The following is a 24,626-nucleotide window of genomic DNA, read 5'->3' on the forward strand; positions in this document are numbered from 1 at the left end:
AAAGGCCAAATGAACTGCATCCACCAGAGTGCATTGGTTTCGGTGTCCCGCACGAAGCCCTTCGGGTTATGCGTCTTCAGGGGCCCGTCAAAGCCGTCCTTGTTGAAGGTGAAGGTGGTCGCGATGGTGCCGTCCGGGTTCAGGGCGTAGGACTCCACGGCGTTGTAGGCGCCCTTCTCCACAAAGGTCGGGATGTTGGCGATCACGTACCACTTGCCCATGAAGCGTTCGAGATCGACCTGTTTGACGGTATCCATGGGCGCGCCTCCTTCTTCGGTGCAGCCGCTCGCAAAGGCGAGCATGAGTGTGATGAGCAAAAGAGCCGAGAGTCTCTTCATGTCGGCGCCATCCGTTGGTAACGCAGCGTCTTGCCCTTGCCGGTATCGCTTTCGAGACCAATCCATCCGTGCTCGTCGGAATACCAGAGGATCAGGTCGAGCTCGTCGGTGCTGAGCTTATAGCGGGCCGCAGCGACCTGTTCGCCGCCGAAACGGATCGAGTCGGTCCCTTGCGGCTGAACCCGCACCGGCACCAGCTCGCCGGTCTGAGGGTTCAAGAGGTTCTCCTGCTCCAGAAAATCACGATCCCAGTAGGCGAAGGTCATGACGCAGCCGGGCAGACGACGCGACTCGCCGTTGACCGACAGGTCGAGCGTCTCCCCGCTCTCCTCGCCCCGGACACGATAGTCCTTGCCGTTGTCGTCCGTGGTCGCCTCGATTGTCTGCAGACAACCGTCGCGCCAGGTCTCGCGACTCTCGTGACGATAGCTGTACGCGGTGAAGATCCAGAAGTTGATATCGAAGCTGGCCCGGCTCGACACCTGCGCATCCTTGCCGAGCGCGCGGATATCGAAGCTGTGCTCGCCGATCGGATCCTGATCGAGGAAGACCTTGAACCTCAGATTTGCCGACTCCGTGTTGGCGGAGACCAATGGCGCGGCGCCGACGATCAGAGCCCCGACGATCAGAGCCATCGCGCCAGCCGACCACCGACGGCGGGCGGAGGGAAGCTGCGTCTTCTCTCGGATTGCGCGTCGCGACCCCAACCAGTGTTGTCTTGTTTCCATTTGCATCACTCCCGATACTTGATTTCTCAAAGATTCGAATCACTCCGGATCCGCCGCGGCGGACCCGGAAAGAAGGCGTTGGTTCGCGCGATATAGTCGCGGTAAGCCGGCCGGCGCTCGCCGATGTCCTTCTCCAACAAGGCCACGCCGGACACGCGCAGCAGCAGGAACGTCATAAGCACCGGCGAGACGATCGTCCACCAGCCGCCAGCCGCGAGCGCAAACAAGAAGTAGCCCCACCAGATGCAGGCCTCGCCGAAATAATTGGGATGGCGGGTGTAGCGCCAAAGTCCCTGATCCAGGACCTTACCCTTGTTCTCGGGCCGGGCCTTGAAGTCGGCCAGTTGTTGATCGCCGACGGCTTCGAAGAAGAGTCCGACGAGCCAGAACGACAACGCAGCGTAGTCGATCCACCCCAGCGGGTTGGTCCCGAGTGTCGCCGCAAGCAGCGGAAGCGCGATGATCCAGGCCAGAATCGCCTGCAGACCGAAGACGATGTAGAGGCTCTTCCAGCGAAAACCCGGCTCGTTCTCCGCCCGGATCGCCTGGTAGCGCCGGTCCTCGCCGTGACCCCAGTTGCGTTTGGTGATGAAGACGCTCAGCCGTACCGCCCAGAGTGTGACCAGGAAGAAGACGAGATAGGCGCGCTCACCCGCCTCGGGTGCCCCGAGAAGGAAGACCGCTGCCATGAGCAGGAAAAAGAGCGACCAGAGCGAGTCGACGATACTGACGTCGTTCAGCTTCAAACTGACGAGCCAGGCGCCGAGAGCCATGCCGAGCCCGGCGCCTAAGCCGGTGAGATAGAGATTGAGATCAAACACCTGCGCCGTCCTCCGTGAGTGTGGTCAAGCCAGCCGCCTTCGGAAAGCCTGCGCCGTCGAAGCGCTGCGCCAGCCAGGCGCTCAGCGGCATCAAAAAGGACCAGCCGCCCGCAAGCACGGCCATCGCCACGACCGGGTCCGGAAAGGCGACGGCGCCGAGCATGTGACCGCCATAGAAGGCGAGCGGCCCGCCGATCGCGCCGAGCACGACAGCCAGGGTCCAGCGCCCCTTGAGCCAGCTCAGCGCCACGTTCAAGGTCGTCGCAAACGCTACCCACATGGCGATAATCCAGACCGGGGCAAGCCAGGGCAGGAGCATGCCTGACGGATACTCGAGGAACCCGAAGCGCACCAGGAATCCGTCCCAGAGGGCGCCGATGACGCCGACGAGCACCATGAGCATCACCTCCCGACGCGGCGCGTCGGACATCCAAAGGTGCAAGGCAACGACCGACGCGGCTACGCCGACCCCGAGCCAAGGCCATCCGTGTGCACCGCCCAGCACGCAGGCGAACCAGGCGATCTGGAAGGCGACGAGGTTGACGACAAGTCTGAGCATCGATCTCATGTCCCGCGGGTTGTCTTTCGTTCGAGAACATGTTGTGTCGCTCGGCCCCGAGACAAGCGTCGGCACCGATATGCACCTGTGTGCGCCCAGTCAGACATCACATGAGCGGTGAGCGCCGACGCGTTGAGGGCGAAGCATGAAAAGGGGCGATTCCACACGACCTCTCTGCGTCGCGCCCTCGCGCGGCTCTGTTATGATCTGCGGTCACGATTTTTACCCTCTGACCACGCATTGCCTCGGGAGAACCTAGATGACCCTACGTCCCTTGAAACGCCTCGCTGCCTGTGCCCTCGCAGCCGTCCTGGTCGCAGGCTGTGCCGCAGACGGCTCCGGTCTGACCGAAACCGGCTCAGGCGCGGCAATCGGCAGCGCGGGGGGCGCCGCTGCGGGCGCGATCATCGGGTCGCTCAGCGCCAACGCCGGACGCGGCGCCTTGATCGGCGCAGTCGGCGGGGCTCTCGTCGGAACCGCCGTCGGCGCCTACATGGAAAGCCAACGCAAGGACTTCGAGAAGGCGCTCGCCGACGAGATCGCCAGCGGCATGATCAGCGTAGAGAAGCTCCCGAACAATGAACTGCTGGTGCGCATGACAGGTGCGACCACCTTCGAGATCGATTCGGACCGTATCCAGCCCGGCTTCTACAGCACCATGGACAAGATCTCGGCGATCGTGAGGAAATACGGCAAGACCGAGCTCATGATCTCCGGACATACCGACAGCACGGGCTCGGCGGAGCATAACCAACTCCTCTCCCAACGGCGCGCCGGTGCCGTTCAGTACTACATGGAGGCCGACGGCGTCCTGCCGCAACGCATCATCGCCGCCGGCTACGGAAAGAATCAGCCCATCGCCTCGAACGAGACGGAAGCGGGCCGGCGTCTCAACCGCCGGGTCGACATCACCATCGTGCCGATAACGGCCTGATCCGGCCGCCGCATCCGGCAGATCGCCGGGCCGGCCGATCCGGCATGTATCCGGCGGCGAGGATCGAGCGGGTGCTAGGATTTCAAGGGAGCAGACGTGCGACGGCACGCAAGAGCGCGGGAGCCGAGGGTGCGGCCGGGCGTCTCGCCCGGTCGTACGACGGCTGAGGTGGACCGATTCGTCCTCGCGGTGCGGAGTACACCGACATGGCTGACAAGCCGACGATTCTGATCGTCGATGACGCCCCGGAGAACCTGGGCGTCCTGAGCGGGGTGCTGTTGCCGGAATATGTGGTGCGGGTGGCCAACTCCGGCGCGCGCGCACTGCAGGTCGCCGCCACGCTGCCGCTCCCGGACCTCGTCCTGCTCGATGTCATGATGCCTGACCTCGACGGATACGAGGTCATCAAACGGCTCAAGGCCGACCCGATGACCCGCGAGATCCCGGTCATCTTCGTCACGGCACTGAACGCGAACGAGGACGAGTACCGTGGTCTTGCGCTCGGCGCCGTAGACTACATCGGAAAGCCGGTGAAGCCCGCCATCGTGCTTGCGCGGGTTCGCGCCCATCTCGAGCTCAAGCAGGCACGCGACAGACTGCGCGACGAGAACGTCCGACTCGAAGCCGATGTGGAGCGTCGCAGCCATCAGCGCGAGCAGATCCTCTTGTCCGTCGGCGAAGGCATTTGCGGAACCGACGCACACGGCGACATCATCTTCATCAATCCCGCAGCAGCCGCTATGCTCGGCGACGCACGCGAGGCGCTGATCGGTCGGGATGCCCACGCAACCTTTCATCTCCCGCGGTGCGACGCCGGCCCGGAGACATCCGACACCTGCCCGCTCTGTGCCTGCCTGTGCGGCGGACATGCGATCCACCGCCGCGAAGGCTGTTTTCGGCGCAAGGACGGCTCCGTTCTCGAGGTCGAGCTGACCTGCCAGCCCATGCGCGAGAACGGTGCGCTGATCGGCGCGGTCACCAGCTTTCGCGACATCGGCGAACGCAAGCGCTACATCGCCGAGATCGAGCACAAATCCAACTTCGACGCCCTCACGGGCCTGCCGAACCGCAACCTTCTGACCGACCGGATCGCCCAAGGCATCGCACGCTGCCGCGAGACCGGTACGTTCCTCGCCGTCGTCCTGATCAACCTCGACCGGTTTAAGGCCGTGAACGAAAGCCTGGGGCACGCGGCGGGCGACAACCTGTTGCAGGAAGCGGCGCGACGTTTTGCCGCGGTCACTCCCGGCGACGGCACGCTGGCGCGCAACGAGGGCGACGAGTTCGTTGTCGTGGTCGACACTGAGAATGCAGAGACGGTCACGCGGCTCGCGCGTGAGCTGCTCGGCGGACTTTCCGAGCCCTGTCGGCTCGCGGATAGACAGTTCTTCCTGACCGCCAGCCTCGGCGTGGCAATCTATCCGCGGGATGGCGGCAACAGCGAGACGCTACTCCACAACGCCGGCGCTGCGATGACCCGGGCCAAGCACGCCGGCGGCAATCTCATGAAGTTCTACGCCGCCGAGATGAACGCCCGCGCACTCGAGCGCTTGGACCTGGAGAACGGCCTGCGGCACGCTATCGAGCAGGATGAGCTGGTGCTGCACTATCAGCCGCAAGTGAGCCTGAGCACGGGCGCCATCATCGGCGCCGAGGCATTGGTGCGCTGGCAGCATCCACAGCGCGGACTCGTGCCCCCCGTCGAGTTCATCCCCATTGCCGAGCAAAGCGACCTCATCCTGGCGCTCGGCGAGTGGGTGCTGCGCACCGCCTGCGCTCAAAACCGCGCCTGGCGGGAGTCCGGTCTGCCGCCGATCACCGTCGGCGTCAATTTGTCGGCGCGACAGTTCACCTCGCAGAACATTGCCGGCATGACCGGCCGCGTGCTGCGAGAGACCGGCCTACCCGGAGATGCGCTCGAGCTCGAGCTCACCGAAACCATCCTGATGGCGGACACCGACGCCTTCACCCGCGCCACCGAGGGGCTCAAGGCATTGAGCATCAGCCTCTCGATCGACGATTTCGGGACCGGTTTTTCCTCGTTGGCCTATCTGCGCCGCTTCTCCATCAATCGTCTCAAGATCGACCAATCCTTCGTGCGCGGCCTCCGGGAAGATTCGAGCAGTGCGGCCATCGCGCGGGCGATCATTTCCTTGTCCCACAGGCTCGGCCTCTCGGTCATCGCCGAGGGTGTCGAGACCCGCGCGCAGCTCGCCTTTCTGTACACCAACGATTGCGACGAGATGCAAGGCTACCTGTTCAGCCGGCCGATTCCCGCGGAAGCGTTCGAAACACTGCTGCGCGAGGGCCGCGAGCTCGCCCTGCCGAAACCAGTGGAAACAGAGCCCTTCCGCGGCGAGGCTACGCTTACGCGTCTCGGTCCAACGGGTCGACAGTGATCTACCGAAGGCACGTGAACGCAGCGCGGGACACGGATACGCGGAGCGGATCAGGATGAGCACCCCGACACTATTCGAGTTTAGCTTCTCTTTGCTGCTCAACGCGGCCCTGCTGCTCGCACTCGCGCAGGTCATCGACCTTGCCTTGCCCAAGGGGCACATGGCCTGGAGCAACCGCTCAACCATCGGCATCGGCCTGCTCATCGGACTCATCTGTGTGCTGCTGATGAAGATCAGCGCCACGTTGATGCCGGGGATCATCTTCGACACGCGCTCGGTCTTGCTCGCGATCAGCGGCTTATTCATCGGCCCGGTCCCGACCCTGATCGCCATGCTGATGGCGGCCCTCTACCGCGGGATGCTCGGCGGCCCCGCGGCCCTACCCGGAATCGCGGTCATTCTGGCCTCGGGGCTGATCGGTCTAGTGTGGCGCCGTACCTTGCGCGGTCCCGTCGAGGACATCGGCTGGCGCAGCCTCTACACGTTGGGGCTAGTCGTGCACGCCGTGATGCTGGCCCTCATGCTGACGCTGCCGTGGGAGACGGCCCGAACGGTACTCGCGACCGTCAGCCTGCCGGTGATGATCATCCATCCGTTATTCACCTTGGCCCTAGGTCTCCTGCTGATCGAGCGTTTACGCCGCCGCCGCGACCTCGAGGCCCTGCGCGCGAGCGAAGAGCGCAATCGCCGTATCGTCGAGAACGCACCCGATCTCATCTTCATCAACCGCAACGATCGTATCCACTACATCAACCCGGCCGGGATTCGCCTGTTGGGCGCACGCCACGCCGACGAGATCCTCGGCCGCTCCGTCTACGACCTTTTCCACCCCGAGATTCATGCGGCCGTGCGAGCCCGTATCGCGACACTGCGCTCGGCTCCGGGCGTGAGCGTACCGGTGCTGCAGGAGGCACTGCTGGCCGTAGACGACTCGGTCGTTCCTGCCCAAGTGAGCGCCGTGTCCTACGCAATCGACGGCAACATCGATATCCAGGTCACCTGTCACGACATCAGCGAGCGCCTGGAGGCCATGCAGGCGTTACGCGTACGCAACGAGCAGCTCGAGCGCTTCAACCGCGCCATGGTCGACCGCGAGCTCGCAATGATTGCGCTCAAGCGGCAGGTGGATCGGCTATCCCGCGAGCTTGGCCGGGAGCCCGCTGATTCTTCCCCTCCAGCGGCGAGCGCAGCCGCTCACAAGACCGATTCCGCCGAAACCGCGCACGAGGACGCCTGCGTCACAGCGCAACAGATCGAGGACGCGCCCCCGTCGTCGACGCCGACCGCTCGAGAGCATGAGCGCTTGGCCACGCTCAACCTGCTGGAAGACGCTCAGCTTGCACGCGCCCAAGCCGAGGACGCATTGGTCCGCTCGCGCGCCTCCGAGGCCCGTTTTCACGGGACCTTCGAGCAAGCGGCGGTCGGTATCGCCATGGTCGCCCCGGATGGACGCTGGCTGAGGGTGAACGAGCGCCTGTGCCAGATCCTCGGCTACGGTGTCGAGGAGCTGCTCGGCCGGACCTTCCAGGAGATCACCCACCCGGATGATCTGGCGATGGGTCTCGACGCCGTCCATCGCGTCCTGGCCGACGAGATCGACCATTACGCCATGGAGAAGCGCTATGTCCGCAAGGACGGCGACATCGTCTGGGCCAATCTGACCGTCTCGCTCGCTCGCAAACCCGACGGCACACCCGATTACTTCATCTCGGTGATCGAGGACATCACCGATCGTAAACGGATGAGCGACGAGCTCGACCAGCATCGCCATCACCTCCAGGAGCTGGTGGCGCGACGCACGTCCGAGCTCGAGGATGCACGCCGTCAGGCGGAAACAGCCAACCAGGCGAAGAGCGCCTTCCTGGCGAACATGAGCCATGAGATCCGTACGCCCCTGAATGCCATCGTCGGCCTCACCTATCTGCTGCGCGAGCGGATCGCCGACAGCGAGCAACGAGATCGGCTGGAGAAGATCGTGGGTGCCTCCGGCCACCTGCTGCGCCTCATCAACGAGGTGCTCGACCTTTCGAAGATCGAATCCGGAAGGTTGATCCTCGAATCTGCCCCGTTGGATCTCGGCGCGTTGCTTCGGGATTCAGCGGCGTTGATCTCCGATCGCGCGCGGGTGCGTGGGCTCGAGCTGGCGGTCGAGGAGGATCCGCTTCTGGAGCGCGAGCCGATCCTGATCGGGGATGCCACACGGCTGCGCCAGATCCTGCTCAACTATATCGGCAACGCCATCAAGTTCACCGAGCAAGGGTTGATCCGAATACGTGCACGCGTCATCGAGACCGCAGAGGAGGAGATCCTGCTGCGCCTCGAGGTCGAGGACAGCGGTATCGGCATTCCCGCCGAAGACCAGAAGCGGTTGTTTCGCGCATTCGAACAGCTCGACGCCTCGACGACCCGCCGCTACGGCGGCACCGGGCTGGGGTTGGCGATCAACCGGCGCTTGGCCGAGTTGATGGGCGGTGCGGTCGGCGTCGAGAGCCGACCCGGCGCGGGCAGCCTCTTCTGGGCGACGGCGCGTCTGCGGCGGTGCAATCCCGCCGCACGCCTCGCGGACCCTAATGAAGGCGCGCAAGGCCGCGCTGGCTTGCCGAAAGGTGCCCATCTGTTGCTGGTGGAAGACAACCCGATCAATCAGGAGGTCGCCTACGACCTCCTGACCGAGTCCGGCATGCGGGTCGATGTGGTCGACAACGGCGCGCAGGCGGTGGCGATGACCGAGCGGACGCCCTACGATGCCATCCTGATGGATATGCACATGCCCGCGATGGACGGTCTCGAGGCGACCCGACGGATCCGCGGACTCCATGGCCGCCAAGACACCCCCATCATCGCCATGACCGCGAGCGCGTTCGATGAGGATCGACGCCGCTGTCTCGACGCCGGCATGAACGACTATATCGCCAAACCCTTCGACCCCGCGGCCCTCTATGCCCTGCTGCAGCGATGGATTTTACGGCCTGCAGCCGGGGGACCCGAAACCGACGCCGAGACACCTTCTGAACCGCTTGAGGTGTCCACGGCGGCAGACGACGCTCAACGAGCGGTCATGCCGGATCCCTCCGAGATCGATGCACTCTTGGACACGCTGGAACGCCTGCTGAGTCACGATGACGCCGAGGTCAATCGCATCTTCGCCGATGCAGTCCCGACGCTGCGGCAATTGCTCGGCGAGGAGATCATCGCCCTGGGGCGAATGATCGACTCCTACGACTATCCATCCGCACTCGAGCGGGTTCGGGTGTTGAGGGCGCAAACATGATCCTGGATCCGGTCAACCAGATTCAGCGCGTCCGCAATGGGACAGCGCCCTCTTCGACTATGCCGGTGTGCTGAGCCACTGCGAGGAGGACGCGAATCGTCGGCGGCGCCGGCGCCAAGCGTGCACTCGACCGGTACGGGACCCAGTCCGAAACGGGCTAGGACAGCGGACCCAGCCATGGGCTGGCCCTGCGCAGCACCTACGCCCTGATGGCGCGCGACGACCGCCTGCTCGCACGCCGGGCGAGCGGGCTGCGCCGAGAAGGCTATCGCGAGCAGGCTCTCGCGATGCGGGAGCAAACCGCGAGCATTCCCACACTCGAGCTGCAACGCCTGCAATGGCTCGACCCCTGGTTAAAGCAACAGCGCTCGGCCGAATGACGCGCGGCGCACGCAAGCTCCGACCGCTGTGGTCCTACGCGGCTGCCGCTAGAGGCTCGTGCGAGAGACACTTCTTGGGACAGACCCGCGAGCACGCCTGACAGCCGATACAGTCGAGCGCATCCTTGAGATTCATGACCATGCCCGGCGCCTCGTCGAAGTCGTCGTCACCCTCGTCTTCGAGCTCTTCCAGGTCGAGATCCTCGCGGTCGACCAGCTCGAAGACATCCCGCGGACAGACCTTATAACAGCGACCGCAGCCGATGCAGTTGTTTTGGTTGATGCTCTCGATGAACGCAGGCGTCCATTCGACGCCCCCGCGGGTAATGCCCGTGATGACACTCATGGTGGTTTCTCCATGTTCGAAAAGGGGGTTCGTTCAAGCACTCTCGGCCTGAGCTGCCTTGAGCGCAGCATTGGCCTTCGCCCAAGCCAAGCAGGCATCGTAGGTGGCCTGAGCGATGCCCGGGATCTCCTCGTACCCGGCGGGCAACCGATCCTCCACCAAATCATGCAGCTCCCCGGCCCGCTCGGTGGCGATCCGTTTCGCCTTGCTCACGGCCTTCTCCAAGGCGCGAATCTCATCAGCCGTCATCCCGGGAATCCCCAAAGTCTATTAACGATTTATCAATCACTTAAAGCCCCGCCACCTTGGAATGCTCGCCGATCAGCTCGAGTGCGACCGACAGCACCTTGTCGGCCTCGTCCTTCATTTTCGAAAGGGTCGGAAAACCGAACCGATGCACGTCGCGCAGCGAGCGGTCCAGCACGACCAGCTTGCCCACCGTAATGACGACACGACCGAATCCTTCGTGGCTCAGGTGCACCAACGGCACGGCCATGAGTCCGCACTCGGATTCGATCATGGCCGAGATGGCGTTGTAGTACGCCTTGATCCGGGCCACGACCGTATCGTCTGGGTCGCCGACCAAGGGGATCTGCTGGCGCTTTTCCTTGGTCAGGATGAAGGGTTCGAGGAGCTCTGCGGTCGAGAGTCCGTCGAACTCGCCGTAGGGGTCGATGGCGCGCATCTGGCGATCCATCTCCACGACGAACTGAGATTGCATAAGCCCCTGATCGTCGGCGGTTCCCGCAAGTGTCTCGGTCATGGTGATTTCCTCTTCTAAGTGGCTGTCCGTCGTGGACATATGGTTTCTTCGGGTGGTGTTTCAGAACGGCATCGGGACATCGGCAGAGGTCCCGCGACGCACCAGGATCGGGCGATAGCGCTCCCGGGCGGATGGCCCGCCGGTCAAGCGTCCGCTCAGCCAGAGTCCGATGGCGAGTCCGCCGATGCCGATCAGGGCCACGCTCCCTTCGCCCGCGCCCAGGCGCGTTGCCAAGGCGGCGGCCGCGATCAGGAACACCAGCGGGATCAGATAGGCGACGAACGATGCCCGCACCAGCGTCCCGTCCGGGATGCCGATCACGACCTGCTCACCGACCCGCAGCCCTTGCGCATCGTCGATCCGCAAGCGGCTTCGAGGTGCGCCGAAGAGCTTGGCGACGACGGAGGTACCGCAGCTTCCGGCGCTCCCGCAGCTCCCGCAGGCGCTCTGCCGAACGGTTTCGACCCAGGCGACGCCCGGCTTCACATCGACCACCTTGGCGGGCGTCTCGATCATTCGCTCCAGCCCTCCAGTTCCATCGCATCGAAGCGACGGTTGCGCCCGGGGGTCCGGCCGGCGAGCGTGCGCGCGAGCCAAGCGCTCGGACCGTCCCGCAGCTCGCCCTGCAAGTCGCGGATCAAGCGGCTGACCGGGGTTCCGGGACTGACCTTCATCGGCTGGATACCCTTGGCGCGAAGCTGGCTCACGGCGGAGGCTCCGACCGCCTCGCAGTAAACGACGTCGCAGCCCTCGAGCGCCGCGATCTTGGCGGCGAGCTTGTCCTCGTTGCCGTCCATCTCAAGCCGTGCAAACTGGATCGCCTCGAGCAGGTGATGCTCATGCGAGGCGATCGAGTAGACGACGAAGGACTCGGCCGCGCCGAAGTGCTGGTCGATCTGCTTCATGTCCGAGGAGGCGAAGGCCGCCTTGATGCGTGTCTCGGTCTCCATGGATGTCGTCTCGTCGCTCATACACAGGACCTTCAGTCGTCGTTCCATTCCCATCGGGCCTCCTTAAAGCGCTTCTTTGGTCTCGGCGTGTGTGTGGTTCATGGGCTGTTTGGTCCGGCTGCGAACGTCGCGGTGCATGAGAGCCGCGCTTTAAGGAGAATGAATAAGGACAAATCCATGGCGTAAGGGTCCGAGCTCGACTCCAGAAACCGCGTGTCAGTTTGGGCGCGGCATCTCGCACTCGGACTCCGGGCGCTGTTTGAGCGTCGAGCGATAGGGATGGATCTCGCCGCGCTCCTCGCCGAGCAGTAGATTGGCTAGATCGAAGATGGCGTCGCGCGTGCCGCGATAGCCAATCCAGGTGCGCTGAAATCCGCCGACCCGGTCGTACTGGGGAAAGCCGGCACGCAGTAGGGGGATGCCCAACCGTTCGGCGGTATGCACCGCATGCGAATTGCCGATCAGGATCTCGGCATCGCGCTCGCGCGCGGCGATCTCGAGATCCTCGAGATCGCCGATCTTGACCTCGCGTGCAGCGACATCCTGCAAGGCCGGGGCATTGGCCGGGGCGACTGCCGCGACCACCTCGGACCCGACGCTTGCGAGCATCCGGCTGAAGCCGACCAAGAGATCCGGCTCCGCGGCGACGGCGAAGCGCGACATGCCCAACATGAAGTGGCAGTCGAGCAGGGCGTCCTGAAGCTGCGCACGCTGCCGCTCGACCTTGGCCGGGACCGGGCGATCGGCGATCCGCGAGAGCGTCATCACGAGCCCGTCGACGGCATCCATATCCATCAGATGTGCGAAGCGATGATCCGGAACGCCGGTGCGCTCCGCCAAGGCATCGGCCGCCGCGTCCATCGAGGCGCCGATCACCAGGGTCGCCACGGCATCGCCGACGCTCGCCAGATCGCTCACGCGGGTACCGCCGATGGTCAGGGGGTTGTAGTCCGTCTCGGGCAGATGGCCGTCGAGCGAATCCGAAAGATCCGGCAACACCATCGGGGACAGACCGAACGCCTCGATCAACTCCTTCAAATACTCGATGTCGCCGGGCGTCAGGTGCGACCCGGGCAGGACATTGACCTGACGCTCGCGACGTCCCGGCCGTGTGCCGGCCTCGGCGCGGGTCGGGACGAGCGTCTCGATGATCGCCTTGGTCGCCTGCGCGTAGCCGGACTCCATACAGCCGGTGAAGTCCGGTGTGGACACCGGCACGACCGCGGTGCCCGCGAACTGCGGCCAGGTCTCGCGAAAGACCCGCACCGCCATCTCGATGTCCGCGCCCTGGGTCTCGACCAGCCCCGTGGTCGGCAGCCCGATCAGGTCCGGCGCACTCTTCTCGCAAATGGTCTTCAGCCCTTCGACGACCTGCGCCTCGCTGCCCATGATGGCGCTCACCTGATCGATCGCCGTGGTCTGCAGCGGGATCGGCTCGCGGAAGTGCCGCACGAAGAAGATCTTGCCGAAAGCGGTGCAGCCTTGGGATCCGTGCAGCATCGGGATGGTCCGATTGAACCCGAGGAAGGCGAGCGCTGCGCCGACCGTGTTGCTGGCCTTCAGCGGGCTGACCGAGAGGGCTTTGTTGCGTTTGATGATCTCAGGCATGGGACGGCACCTCGACAGGGGCGCTCTCGTTTGCGGCGAGCGATAGGGACTGCACCGGTGCCGGCTGGGCGTGCCCCGCGACTGCCGCCCAGGGCGCGGGACGGCGTACCGCATCCCAGATCGGGCTCTCGACCGTCAGACAGAGCTGGCGCGCCAGCTCGACCATGCCGACATAGCCGGCGTAGCCGAATTCGCGCTCCTGATTGATGTCGAGGAAGGGGATGCGGGCCTTGAGCGCCGTGTAGAGGTTGCGCCCGCCGGCGATCAGGATGTCGACGCCGTTCTCTCGGACCCGATCGATCAGGCCGCGCGGATTGCCGTCCTCGATCATGACCGCGTCCTCGCCCATCAGCGCACGGATGCGGGCCTTGTCCTCCTCCGTGGACTTGCGCGTGCCGGTTGCGACCACCGTCATCCCGAGATCCTGCAGGGCCGAGATGATCGACCAACTCTTGACCCCGCCGGTGTAGAGCAGGACCTTGCGGCCCTGCAGACGCGCCCGATAGGGTTCGAGTGCCGCGTGGATCTTGGCCTCCTCGCGGGCGATGAGGGCTTCGGTGCGGCGGGTCAGATCCGGGTCGTCGATGATGCGCGCGAAATCGCGCAGCGCCTGCGAGACGTCCGCGACGCCGTAAAAGCTGCCCTCGAACCAGGGGGTGCCGTAGGTTTCCTTCAGCTTGCGCGCGACGTTGATCATGGCCTTGGAGCAGACCATCATGTTGACCTCCGCGCGGTGCATGGTCTGCACCTCGTGGAAGCGCGCATCCCCGGAGAGGCTGCAGAGCACGCGCAGACCCAGCTCGTCGAGCAGGGGCAGGACGTTCCAGAGCTCGCCGGCGATGTTGTATTCGGCGACCAGATTCACGTCGTGGACCTTGAAGCCCTCATGCTCGATCCCCGGCGGAACCGGGTCGGGCTCGCGGGTGCCGCAGACCTGGGTGACCATGGTCTCGCCGGCGATCCGGTTGCCGAGGTTCTTGGTCCCGTAGAACCCTGCGGCATCGACCGACACCACGGGCGTGCCCCACCGCTTCTGCGCCTCCTTACAGACTGCACCGACATCGTCGCCGGTCAAAGCCGGCACGCAGGTGTTGTAGACGAAGACCGCCGCGGGCTTGTAGCTGTCGATCGCCTGCTTGATCCCGAGGAAGAGCCGCTTTTCGCTGCGGCCCATGATGACGTCCTGCTCGGTCAGATCGGTCGTCATGCCGATCTTGTAGAGGCTCGGACCGCTCGAACGTGCACCCCGGTTGTCCCAGGAGTTGCCCGCACAGGCGATGGAGCCATGCACGATGTGCGCAACATCCGCGATCGGCAGAAGCGCGATCTGTGCTCCGTCGAACGAGCAGCCGCCGGCCGTCGCACCGGGCTTGAGCTTGGCGCAGCCCGACTTGTCCTTGGCGTTGTGCGCACAGGCTGGCTCGTCGAGCAGCGCGGCGATCTCTTTCTGTTTCATGAAGGCTCCGAAGGCGTTCGCTTTGGAGCTTCTTAAGCAGACCTTATGCCAATCGCTATAGTCTTGTTTCGAAGAGAGAAGATCGGGTGTCTGTCGGGTTCACGACAAGGTGGATGTCTGAAAGCCCCGCAAACGACTATGGTGATTTCACGGACACCGAGCAGTCATCGCAGAGTCGATGAGACCATTCACCCCGCCGGCCTACTTGCCTACGGTATCGTTGCAGCGCGTGAGTTTCTGGAAAACGCCGGGGTCACACCATGAACGCCATGACCTACCGCGGCTATGCCGCCCGCATCGAGTACGATCCGGAGGACCGCATCTTTGTCGGCCGACTGGCCGGCATCAAGGATATCGCCGTGTTTCACGGCACCACGGTCGATGAGTTGGAAACAGCCTTCCATGAGACGGTCGATCACTACCTCGAAGTGAGCGAACGCACCGGCCGGCCGGCACAGAAGCCCTCCTCGGGCGCATCGGTCGCCATGGTCTCGGTCACGACTTGCCACTGCGCATCGAGCCGCAGCCGGAGCGCATCGAGGCCGGCCCCATTGCCCGCGATCAACCGCGTCAGCCCGTGCTCTATCAGGTCACGGATGTCCGTCTCGTCCAGATCCCGGCCGTCGTAGGTCTTCCAGACGACGAAGTCGCAACCCTCGCGAAAGCGGTTGCAGCCGAAACCGCGGCGACCTTCGATGATCTTGCCCTGGCCGCATTTCGGACAGACGGGGGGTTGGTCGCGAATCGAAGGGGTCGGCGCGCGGGTGTCCTTCGCTTGCTCCGGAGTGACCGGAGCCGTCGATCTGCCTCGACGGGATCGAGTGGCCTTGCGAGCCCCCTGCCCGTCCTCGCCGGCCGCCTCCGCCGACCCGGCGTCGGTCGCCTCGGCCTCGAAATCGAAGACGACCTTGCCGGCCGCATCCAGCCGCAACCCGGCGCCGAAGGGTTTGCCTGCCTTCGAGGTGAAGCCTTCGAGACGCGGGAGCCGACCCTGCGCGATGAGTCGGCGCACCTGATCCTGCGTCAGCGCCAAACCGGCGACCGTCTTCCAGACGGTAAAGCCGCAGCCCTCGCGATAGCGGCTGCACCCATAGGCGCGTGCGTTCTCCGTGACCTCGCCCTCGCGACAGATCGGACAGGCGCCGAGACCGGCAGTCCGAGATGCGATCGATCCTTCCGAGGCGTCGCCCCGGCGCGACCGCCCGGCCTTGCGCGTACCCCCCGCCCTTCCGGTCTTCGCGCCCTTTATCGCCGGGCGTTCGGCACGCTCCGCTGCCACCTGCTCGGCCGACATCGCCGGGCCTTGTGCGATCTGCGGCACTAGGTCGCGCAGGAAGCCGACGATGTCGCGATCGAAGACATCTACGGGCAGCTCGCCGTGCTCGACGTCTTTGAGCCGCTGCTCCCACTCGGCCGTCAGCTCCGGGCTGCGCAGGGCCGGGGCGACCAGACCGATCAGGGCGATCCCCTTCGGCGTAGCATGCAACTGCTTGCGTCGGCGCTCGACATAACGGGTGCGGATCAGCTTCTCGATGATCTCGGCACGCGTCGCCGGGGTGCCCAGACCGGATTGCTTCATGGCCGCGGCCAGGGCATCGTCTTCGATCTCGCGACCGGCGTTCTTCATGGCGGCCAAGAGGGTCGAATCGTCGTAGTGACGCGGCGGCTGCGTCTCCTTCTCCTGCACCTCCAGGCTGTCGACGGCCAGCTCTTGTCCTTGGACCAGCGGCGGCAGGACGCCTGATTCGCCGGTCTCCTCGACGGCATCGTCCGCGACCGGCGCCGCACTCGAAGCCGGCTCGCCCCGGGGCGGCGCACGCCCTGCGGCTTCCGCACGTTTCCAGCCGGGATCGAGCACCAGCGCACTGCGCGCCAGGAAGGTCGCATCCCCGATCGCGATCTCCACGCGTGTCTCCTCGATGCGCTGATCCGGCAGGAACACGGCGACGAAGCGCGTGACCACCAGGTCGTAGATCTTGCGCAGCGCGGGCGGCAGATCGGGAGAGGGTGTCTTGCCGGTGGGCAGGATGGCGTGATGGTCGGTCAGCTTGGTGCGGTCCACGTAAGCCTTGCCCAACCGGTGACCCGCCTGAAGCCGTTCCAATGCTTCCCCGGCGAGTGGATGTTGCAGACCCTTCAGGATCCCCGGCAGCTCGGGCAGCATGTCCTCGGAGATGTGGCGGCTCTCGGTGCGTGGATAGCTGATGAGCTTGTGGGTCTCGTAGAGCGACTGAGCATGTTCGAGCACCTGCGCGGCGGTGAAACCGAAGCGCCGGTTGGCATCGCGCTGCAGATTGGTCAAGTCGTAGAGCGGCGGGGGCCGGACGGTACGGATCTTTTTCTCGACCTTGGTCACCGTGCCGGTGCGGTGGGGACTCAGCTCCCGATGCAGCCGCTCGGCCTCTTCCTTCTTCTCGATGCGGGTCTCGCCGTCGCGGATGTAACGGGCGTCGAAATGCGCCGCACCGGCGGTCGTCAGATGCGCGACCAGCTCGTAGAAGAATGCCTTGGTGAAGTTGGCGATCGCCTGATCGCGGGCGACGATCATCGCCAGGGTCGGGGTCTGCACCCGTCCGATCGTGCAGAGGACCCGGTTGTGCACCGTATAGGCCCGCGTGAGATTCATGCCGATCAGCCAATCCGCCTGCGCACGGGCACGCGCCGCATCGGCGAGATGATCGTAGGCTTGGCCGGGGCGCAGCGCGCGAAAGCCATCGCGGATCGCCTCGTCGGTCAGGCTGGAGATCCAGAGCCGGTCGAACGGCTTTCTGCAGCGGGCGTGCTGATAGATGAGACGAAAGATGTGCTCGCCTTCGCGTCCGGCATCCGTTGCACACACCAGACGCTCTGTGTCGGGTGCCGTGATGAGGGCCTTGACGAGCTTGAACTGGGCCGCAGTCTGCTTCGCGGTCTTGAGCTTCCATGCGTCGGGGATCATCGGGAGTTGGCCTGCAGACCAACGCCCCGCCCAGTCGACACCCTGGGCATCGCCGTACTCGTCCGGCTCGGCGAAATGGACCAGATGCCCGATCGCCCAGGTCACCCGATAGCCGTTGCCCTCCAGAAACCCCTCGCCCTTGCGGCGCGCACCCAGCACTCGCGCGATGTCGCGGGCGACGCTCGGCTTTTCAGCAACCACCACGATCGTCATCCAGATCTCCCTTCCAACCCGCCGCGTAGGTCGGATTAACGCAGCGTAATCCGACAACCGGCCTCGCGGCAAACCGCCGAACGTCGGCTTAAACCGCGCAGGCTCCAACGGTCGTCAAGTCTGCCGGGGCCGATCCAATCCAAAAACATCCCATACCCCGTCAGGCGCGGTTTAGCCTACTTCTGCGTCAACGCCACCACCCCGAGCAGCATGACGGCGGCACCGATCAGCTTGATGACGACATGGTGCTCGTTGAAAAACCAACGCCCGAGGACAACGGAGAAGATCCCGGCGGTGCGTTTCACGGCCATGGCGTAGGAGGCCAACGTCAAGCTAAGCGCGATCTGATCGGCAATCCGCATGAGCGCGAACAGCGCCCCGAGGACGAGCAGAGGCCGGATACGGCGGCGCGCCTGCGGTGTGAAGATCTGCCGATAGAAGCCCCGGTCGCGAAGGCTGAAGAGCACGAAGATGACGAGCGGATTGACGATGGCGACGACCACGGCAAACGACAGCGGATCGCTCAGCTGGATGCCGATCCGCCCGACCACGCTTGCGGCGGCGAAGCAGGCGGCGGCGACAAGCCCGAGCACGCTGCCCGGATCCGTCACCAGCCGCTTGAAGGGGAGATACCAGCGCACCTCATGGTCGCCGAGACTCAGGATGTACCCCCCGCCTACCAGCAAGACCACACCGAGCAAACCGACCGATGCCGGCAGGGCACCCGTGACGAGCCACTCAATCAGGATCGCGAACCCGGGGGTAAGCGTCATCAGGGGTCCGACCAGCGAGACCTCGGTCTTGTGCAGTGCCGCATTCAGCGCCCAGCCGCCGAAGGCCGACAAGATGCCCCCGCTGAGGACGGCCATGAGATAGGCCGGCTCATGGAAGGGGAAATCGTGATACCAGAGGATCAGCGGCAGCGTGATGACCAGGCTGCTGAGGTTGACGTAAAACGTCAGCACCTCGGTCGAGAAGTCGAGACTGAGATGTTTGGTGACCGCGAGGCGAGAGGCGTGAAAGAAGGCCGACGCGAGCGAGAAGAGGATCCAGAGGTGGGCGAAATCCGAGAAATCCATCCGCGCTCATGCCCAACCGATGCTTGGGTCGATAAACCGCTTGAGGGGCTGGAAACGGATGACACGGTTGTCGCCCTGGAGGCTTCGGTTGAATTCGGCGAACGCACGTTGAAACCCGCCTCGACGATGCCAGCTCTCGACGCTCAAACGACCCTCGCCACGCAGGATACGCACGCTGGGAACACCGCCGAGCCCGAGCAGACCGGCCCCGCCGATGCCCGAGAAGAGCTTGGGCTGGATGGTCAGGTGCACGACTCCGGCGTCTTCGAGCGTTGCACCCTGACGGTTGCGCTCGGGAGCATGGAGATTCAGGGCGTAGCAGGGCTGATTCAGTGTCATGAGATCCATGCGGCGGCGCGCATCGGTCCGTTCCAAGCGGCGGGCGGTCGACACGGGAAGGTCTCTGAGTGCCAGGGACAGCTCGCCCAGCCCGGCCCGAATCCGCGCGGACACCGGCAGCCCGGCGAGGCCACGCGCAATGTGGGCATGCGGGCGCAGCGCATGGCGATGCCAGGGCGACGGCGCTCGGCGTTGCCCCGTGAAGACCTCGAGCAGATCCGCCGCCAGCGACTCGAGGCGCAGATGTAGGCGCCGGATGAGATCCTCGAACGCGGGATCGCCGAGTACCTGCCAGCCTGGCAGCTCGATCAGGCAGCCGAGCGGCCGGTCGCCTCGGATCGTCAACCGCTCGTCCGGCACCGCAAGCCGGGCACCCGGGATGCCGAGGTCGAATCCGGCCAGCGACGCGTGGATCAAGCGTGCACCGAGGAAGGAGAGCGGGTCGATGGCTTGACGGCGCAGCCGGACATCCGCGGCAGCACCGAATCGCCCCGCGCTCTCCAACGGCGCCAAAGCCTCGGCGCTCCAATAGAGGAGATGGAGATGAAACTGTTTGGCCGCCTGCACGCTTTCGCGGTCGTGCGTGTTGGGGTCGCAGTTGAGCGCGAGATGCAGCTCGCCGTCGGCCAGATCGAAACGGCGCATGATTTGCGGGTCGGAGACGAAGCGCACGAAGGCGAGCCCGGTTCGCCAGAGGACGGCGCCGGTGATGGGCTCCACGGCGCAGGGCGTGGCCTTCGGAGGATCCGAGATCTCCGACACCATGAGATCGAAGAGACTGTGGGGCGACGCCTTGTCGATCAGAGCCAGCCGGTCGTCGTCGCAGAGGATCTCCTGAATCGTGCGGCGGGCGAAGCGTCGCTGCGGGTCGGGGTGCTCGACCTCGATGCGGGTCAGGGCATACTCCGCCGGCGGCCCCGGGATGCGCAGATGCTCCCAGGCGACGCGCATCCGATCCAGACCGCGGGGATAGAGCGCCGCGAACCGGTCAGGTCGCATCGAGACCGTCCGGGCAACAGCGCGAAACCGACCCCGTGCCGTCGCCGATCATGGGGCCACCGGGGAGCGCGAGGGCCCGGGCAGCGTCCGAAGGTCGCGCACCACATCGGCGGCCAGCAGGGCCGCCAGTCGGTTGAACGCCTCGGCCATGGCGTCGGGCGTGTCGCCCTGTACCTCGACATCTCGACTGTAGCGACGGTCCCGGACGGACCGACGGTCGTCGGCGCGCACCAAGGCCAGGTTGAGCGTGCCGACCACCCGCGGTGGCGTCGCCGTCGGCAGATGCTCGAAACGCTCCACCTCGCCGCCGAGCAGGTAGTCCGCACGGGCGCGGTCGGCCGGGATCAAGGCGAACTCGAAGACCTGCGCGTGCCGCACGGCACGGACCAGGTTGCGCGAGAGTGCGCGCGGGACAGGGTCGGCCCAGAGGAGGTCGTCGTAACGCTGCACCTGCAGAGGCTCGGTCTCGGTGCGGAAGACGATCTGCCGCCCGCCGAGGAAGCCGCGCGCGGCCAGGTCGGAAACCAGCAAGGTTGCCGGCAGCGGCGAGCCGACCGGGGACTCCAGCGGCTCGGGGTCGAGCGAATAGAAGAGGTCTGGCCGCATGGGCGCGGACGAGCCGCAACCTCCCGTGACCAGGGCGAAGACCAGGGCTGGAAGGAGATAAGGCAAGCGGCCGATACCGGTCTTTGCGGACGTAGAGCGTTGAAATGGCGACGTCAATCGTTTGAGCGACCGGCTCGAGCACGTCGAAAGGCGGCTCGAGATCGTCGACGCATGATGCGGGTGATCGCCCCTCAGCGGAACCATGGCGCCTGCTCCTCTTGATCCCGACCCTTGATGATCAGGGCCGGGTTGCCGCGCAGATCGCGCGCGAGGGCCGAGAGATTGCGGCTCGCGTCTTCGATGTTGGTCAAGATGGGGATCAAGGCGGCGGATAGGGACTGCAGGAGGAACTGGGTGTCGTCGAGAGAGCTCTGGATGGCCGGGCGGTTCTCGCTGATCAGGCCCCGGATGTCCACCGCCAGGTCCCCGTAATCGGCGACCGCGCGCCGGATGTCCTTTGTACTGCCGGTCATGTCGCCGGTCATGAGCGCAAGGCTCGCGGACATCTCCTCCACCGAGCCCAGGATGGCGCCGATCGCATCCGGATCGACCGCCGTGACGAGGTTTTCGGACAGGAGCCGGAGATTCTCGAAGGCGCCCGCAAGGCGATCGCGGTTCTCGCCTTGGTCCTCCCCCGTACCGATCAGCAGCTCGATGGTCTTGACCTGATCGCGAATGCTCGCGAGCGTCGGGGCGATGCTCTCCTCGACCACGATGCGGACCGTCTCGGTGAGGGCTGCGAGCCGCTCGGTCAGGTCCACGTCGGGGGGCTTCGCGTCGATGACGGCCCCGTCGGCATAGAGATCCGCGGAGCTGCCGGGCCGGATGCTGATGGCCTCTCCCTTCAGGAGACCCAGCGGCGCCAACTGCGCCTGACTGCCTTTCGGAATCGGCCAGTTGTCGCGGATCCTCAAGGTCGCGCGGAAACAGGGCAGGGTCGGCGAGCGCGCCGGCATGTCGGCAGACGGCATCGGGCAATGGAGCCGATGGGTATCGCTGCCCGGGAAGACGGGCTCGACCCGCTCGACCAGACCGATAACATAGCCATCCTGGACGACCTGAAGCCCGGCATCGAGTCCGTCTGCGTCGGGAAAATAGGCCTGCAGCCGGTAGGTCTTCCCGAACAGACCGGGTAGGACCAGGGTGAACGCAGCCACGGCAAAGGCCGCCATCGCAATCACGAAGATGCCGGCATACAGCAGGTCACGACGCTCGGCCCGCGCCCGACGCTTGCCCGGCGCGCCGATCTCGGGCGGGGAATAGAGCCGGTCGAGCCGGCGATCCGCAGAACCCGGGGGTTCGCTCATGGATGTCCCCAAAGGGCTGCGCGCAGTTCGAGACGGGCCGCGCCGGCTGATTCCAGTTCCTGCGGCGAGCCCTCGAACAGCAATCGGCCGCGCTCCATCACCGCAACCCGATCGGCGGCTCCGGCCAACGCATCCGGGACGTTGTCGGTGGCGATCAGGGTCAGGTTGCCGTTCTCCCTCAAAGTACGCAGGACCCCCAAGGTTTCGCGGGCGACGGTCGGATCGAGCCCGTCGGAAAGACCGTCCCAAACCAGCAGCTTCGGGCGATGGATGAGTGCACGCGCCAGCTCCACGCGTCTCTGTTGGCCCAGGGACAGTCCGCGCGGCATGTGATTCTCCAGTCCGTCCAGCCCCAACAAGGTCATCACCAAACGCGCAGCACGGGCCATGTCGTAACGGGTCATGGGCGCGTTGCGCAGGGGCAGCAGGAGGTTCTCCAGCACGCTGTAGTCGGAGAGCAGCGAGCCGCGCTGCAGCACCGCCCCGATGTCACCGCGCAGACGCACCATCGCGGTCTCGCCGAGCCGACTCAGATCCTGTCCCAGAACCTCGATTGTACCCGCCGAGGGCCGGTCCAGTCCCAAGATCAATCGGGTCAAGAGGCTCTTGCCCGCGCCGTTCGGACCGCAGATCAGCAACCAAGCACCCTCGGGCAGCACGAGCCGAATGTCGTCGAGTGCCATGCGCCCGCCGACATGCTGGTAAACCCCCTCGAGCAGCAGTGCCGCAGTCATGGCGCCCACCGCGGTCGCCGTCGCCGCGCAAGGTCACGGCCGGCGTCATCAACACACCGCACGATCTCGCTGCAGGCCGGAGGCTGGAGGCTGGAGGCTGGAGTCCGCTGCATCACACTCGCAAAAACAGAATATAAAGAAGGTCCATCACCAGGATCGCCGAGACCGCCCCGATCATGGTCCGCGTCGCGGCGCGCGAGATGCCCTCCGGATTCCGGCCCGCCCCGGTGCCGTTGACCGTCGCGATGAGGGCGATCAAAAGCGCGAACAGCAAGGGCTTCACCAACGCCTCGATCAGGGCACCGACGCTGAGCGCTCGGATCAACGACTCGAAGAGCAGCGCCGGAGAAATTCCGGCCATTGTCCATAACCAGGCGCCGGCCGCGGCGAAGGTGACCAAGGTGCCCCAGACCATGAAGGCGAAGCTCATCAGCAACATCGCCAGGAGCACGGGACCGACGGTGAATTGAATGGGGTGGATCCCGCTTGCGAGCAGGCCGTCCATCTCGCCGGTCACCGTCAGCGTCGCCTGTCGGACCGCGAGCGCAACACCGGCACGACCTGCCACCAGGATCCCGACCAGGATCGGCACCAGCTCCATCACGGTCCCGTAGGTCAGGGTCAAGACGACGAGCCCGGGCAGGTCGAGATCGGTCAGTATGGACTCGATCTGGTGACCGAGGATCAGACCGAGGGAGACGGTGACCAAGGTAATGGCCGGCAGAATCGAGAGCCCGGCCTGACGCAACGATGCGGTGAAGGCCGGCATGTCCAAGCGCGCCCGCCCGAGCAGGATCTTCAAATAAAGTCCGATGCAGCTCGCAAGGGCGATCGCGGCGAAGCCGATCTCCTCGATCCAACCGGTCGGCCCGCTGAAGGGCCCCCTGTGTCTGTCGTCGATTCCCATCACGCCTGACCCTGCCCCCCGTGCAGCTTCCCGGTTGATCTTAAACCGTCGGCGCCGCGGCGCTCCATCCGAGTCGAGCGCAGTTGAGCGTCCCTAAGCGTCGGGCGCCTTCGGTTATACTCGCGACTTCATTCGAACGCGCTTCTCGGACGGCGACACCATCATGCTGGATAAGAACTACGACCCCCAAACCCTCGAGAAAAACTGGTATCGCCTCTGGGAAGAGCAAGGCTATTTCGTCCCGGCCGACCAGACCGGGAGCACCCGGGCCGACGGCACGGGGGGCGGAGCCTATTGCATCATGATCCCGCCGCCGAACGTGACCGGCAGCCTCCACATGGGTCACGGCTTCAACAACACCATCATGGATACGATGGTGCGCTATCACCGCATGAAAGGCGATCGCACCCTCTGGCAGCCGGGCACGGATCACGCCGGGATCGCGACCCAGATGGTGGTCGAGCGCCAACTGGAGGCCGCCGGCCAAACCCGGCATGACCTGGGTCGCGATGCCTTCATCGAGCGCGTCTGGGAGTGGAAGCAGGAATCCGGCGGCAACATCACCCGCCAGCTGCGCCGTCTCGGCTCCTCGCTGGACTGGCAGCACGAGCGTTTCACCATGGACGAGGGGCTCTCCAACGCGGTGCGCGAGGTCTTCGTGCGTCTGTTCGAGGAGGGGCTGATCTATCGCGGCAAGCGTCTGGTCAACTGGGATCCCGCCCTGCACACGGCGGTCTCCGATCTCGAGGTCATCTCGGAGGAAGAGTCCGGCCACATGTGGGACATCCGCTATCCCTTGGTGCTGCCGCCCGGCGCGACGGGGCCGACGCATCTGGTGGTCTCCACCACCCGCCCCGAGACCCTGCTCGGCGACTGCGCGGTGGCCGTCAACCCGGAAGACGAGCGCTACAGACATCTGATCGGCGAATTCGTGGAGCTGCCCCTGACCGG

Annotated in this window: 23 protein-coding genes; 5 read left to right on the top strand and 18 right to left on the bottom strand. The window is 65.2% G+C overall.

Annotated elements, in window-relative coordinates:
• The 4 genes from GPT33_RS01605 to GPT33_RS01620 form a co-directional block, all read right to left on the bottom strand.
• Positions 1-338: lipocalin family protein (locus tag GPT33_RS01605; protein ID WP_296805260.1), on the bottom strand; the 338-nt coding region annotated here is incomplete at its 3' end.
• A complete protein-coding gene (locus tag GPT33_RS01610; RefSeq protein WP_296805262.1) occupies positions 335-973 on the bottom strand; it encodes a DUF6134 family protein in 639 nt (212 codons plus the stop codon). The genes GPT33_RS01605 and GPT33_RS01610, both read right to left, overlap by 4 nt.
• A 119-nt stretch (positions 974-1,092) precedes the next feature.
• On the bottom strand, positions 1,093-1,887 hold the full coding sequence (locus tag GPT33_RS01615; RefSeq protein WP_296805264.1) for a DUF1295 domain-containing protein: 795 nt from the start codon (positions 1,885-1,887) through the stop codon (positions 1,093-1,095).
• Entirely contained in the window at positions 1,880-2,446 is a 567-nt protein-coding gene (locus GPT33_RS01620) for a DUF2878 domain-containing protein (protein ID WP_296805266.1), read from the bottom strand. The genes GPT33_RS01615 and GPT33_RS01620 overlap by 8 nt, the downstream gene beginning before the upstream one ends.
• Before the next feature lie 259 nt (positions 2,447-2,705).
• On the opposite strand from GPT33_RS01620, the gene GPT33_RS01625 reads away from it, so the two are divergent.
• The 4 genes from GPT33_RS01625 (at position 2,706) to GPT33_RS01640 (ending at position 9,430) form a co-directional block, all read left to right on the top strand.
• On the top strand, positions 2,706-3,380 hold the full coding sequence (locus tag GPT33_RS01625; RefSeq protein ID WP_296805268.1) for an OmpA family protein: 675 nt from the start codon (positions 2,706-2,708) through the stop codon (positions 3,378-3,380).
• A 206-nt stretch (positions 3,381-3,586) separates the two neighbouring features.
• Positions 3,587-5,779 carry an EAL domain-containing protein gene (locus tag GPT33_RS01630; RefSeq protein ID WP_296805271.1) on the top strand — a complete coding sequence of 731 codons (2,193 nt, stop codon included), beginning with the start codon at positions 3,587-3,589 and terminating at the stop codon, positions 5,777-5,779.
• A 55-nt stretch (positions 5,780-5,834) separates the two neighbouring features.
• Positions 5,835-9,050, top strand: a complete 3,216-nt coding sequence (locus GPT33_RS01635; RefSeq protein ID WP_296805273.1) for a PAS domain S-box protein — start codon at positions 5,835-5,837, stop codon at positions 9,048-9,050.
• A 209-nt stretch (positions 9,051-9,259) separates the two neighbouring features.
• Positions 9,260-9,430 carry a hypothetical protein gene (locus GPT33_RS01640; protein WP_296805275.1) on the top strand — a complete coding sequence of 57 codons (171 nt, stop codon included), beginning with the start codon at positions 9,260-9,262 and terminating at the stop codon, positions 9,428-9,430.
• 34 nt (positions 9,431-9,464) lie between these two features.
• Here GPT33_RS01640 and fdxB read toward each other — a convergent pair whose 3' ends face one another.
• The 14 genes from fdxB to GPT33_RS01710 all read right to left on the bottom strand — a co-directional run bounded on the left by fdxB (position 9,465) and on the right by GPT33_RS01710 (position 23,675).
• Complete coding sequence (fdxB, locus tag GPT33_RS01645; RefSeq protein ID WP_296805277.1) at positions 9,465-9,776, bottom strand: ferredoxin III, nif-specific; 312 nt, start codon at positions 9,774-9,776, stop codon at positions 9,465-9,467.
• Between the two features lie 33 nt (positions 9,777-9,809).
• Positions 9,810-10,025, bottom strand: coding sequence for a CCE_0567 family metalloprotein (locus tag GPT33_RS01650; RefSeq protein ID WP_296805278.1), 216 nt, complete (start codon positions 10,023-10,025; stop codon positions 9,810-9,812).
• Positions 10,026-10,065: 40 nt separating this feature from the next.
• Positions 10,066-10,539 carry a NifX-associated nitrogen fixation protein gene (locus tag GPT33_RS01655; RefSeq protein ID WP_296805280.1) on the bottom strand — a complete coding sequence of 158 codons (474 nt, stop codon included), beginning with the start codon at positions 10,537-10,539 and terminating at the stop codon, positions 10,066-10,068.
• 60 nt (positions 10,540-10,599) lie between these two features.
• The gene (locus tag GPT33_RS01660; protein WP_296805282.1) at positions 10,600-11,055 is read right to left on the bottom strand and encodes a SoxR reducing system RseC family protein; all 456 of its coding nucleotides are present in this window, start codon (positions 11,053-11,055) and stop codon (positions 10,600-10,602) included.
• A complete protein-coding gene (locus GPT33_RS01665) occupies positions 11,052-11,543 on the bottom strand; it encodes a NifB/NifX family molybdenum-iron cluster-binding protein (RefSeq protein ID WP_296805284.1) in 492 nt (163 codons plus the stop codon). Before GPT33_RS01665 ends, GPT33_RS01660 begins: the two co-directional genes overlap by 4 nt.
• A 162-nt stretch (positions 11,544-11,705) precedes the next feature.
• Positions 11,706-13,097 (bottom strand): nitrogenase iron-molybdenum cofactor biosynthesis protein NifN, encoded by a 1,392-nt coding sequence (gene nifN, locus GPT33_RS01670; protein ID WP_296805286.1) that lies wholly within the window; start codon positions 13,095-13,097, stop codon positions 11,706-11,708.
• The gene (gene nifE, locus GPT33_RS01675) at positions 13,090-14,553 is read right to left on the bottom strand and encodes a nitrogenase iron-molybdenum cofactor biosynthesis protein NifE (protein ID WP_296805288.1); all 1,464 of its coding nucleotides are present in this window, start codon (positions 14,551-14,553) and stop codon (positions 13,090-13,092) included. Before nifE ends, nifN begins: the two co-directional genes overlap by 8 nt.
• A gap of 418 nt (positions 14,554-14,971) precedes the next feature.
• Entirely contained in the window at positions 14,972-17,704 is a 2,733-nt protein-coding gene (locus tag GPT33_RS01680; RefSeq protein WP_296805290.1) for a type IA DNA topoisomerase, read from the bottom strand.
• A 176-nt stretch (positions 17,705-17,880) separates the two neighbouring features.
• Positions 17,881-18,783, bottom strand: coding sequence for a DMT family transporter (locus GPT33_RS01685; RefSeq protein WP_296805292.1), 903 nt, complete (start codon positions 18,781-18,783; stop codon positions 17,881-17,883).
• Between the two features lie 6 nt (positions 18,784-18,789).
• Positions 18,790-20,121 carry a hypothetical protein gene (locus tag GPT33_RS01690; RefSeq protein ID WP_296805294.1) on the bottom strand — a complete coding sequence of 444 codons (1,332 nt, stop codon included), beginning with the start codon at positions 20,119-20,121 and terminating at the stop codon, positions 18,790-18,792.
• 48 nt (positions 20,122-20,169) lie between these two features.
• Positions 20,170-20,793: an ABC-type transport auxiliary lipoprotein family protein gene (locus GPT33_RS01695; protein ID WP_296805296.1), complete on the bottom strand. Its 624-nt coding sequence runs from the start codon at positions 20,791-20,793 to the stop codon at positions 20,170-20,172.
• Between the two features lie 125 nt (positions 20,794-20,918).
• Positions 20,919-22,034 (bottom strand): MlaD family protein, encoded by a 1,116-nt coding sequence (locus tag GPT33_RS01700; protein WP_296805298.1) that lies wholly within the window; start codon positions 22,032-22,034, stop codon positions 20,919-20,921.
• A complete protein-coding gene (locus GPT33_RS01705) occupies positions 22,031-22,768 on the bottom strand; it encodes an ATP-binding cassette domain-containing protein (RefSeq protein ID WP_296805300.1) in 738 nt (245 codons plus the stop codon). The genes GPT33_RS01700 and GPT33_RS01705 overlap by 4 nt, the downstream gene beginning before the upstream one ends.
• Before the next feature lie 112 nt (positions 22,769-22,880).
• Positions 22,881-23,675 (bottom strand): ABC transporter permease, encoded by a 795-nt coding sequence (locus GPT33_RS01710; protein WP_296805302.1) that lies wholly within the window; start codon positions 23,673-23,675, stop codon positions 22,881-22,883.
• Positions 23,676-23,838: 163 nt separating this feature from the next.
• Here GPT33_RS01710 and GPT33_RS01715 point away from each other — a divergent pair.
• Positions 23,839-24,626: class I tRNA ligase family protein (locus GPT33_RS01715; protein ID WP_296805304.1), on the top strand; the 788-nt coding region annotated here is incomplete at its 3' end.

It is taken from the genome of Thiocapsa sp. (genome assembly GCF_011390875.1).
GTDB lineage: Bacteria > Pseudomonadota > Gammaproteobacteria > Chromatiales > Chromatiaceae > Thiocapsa.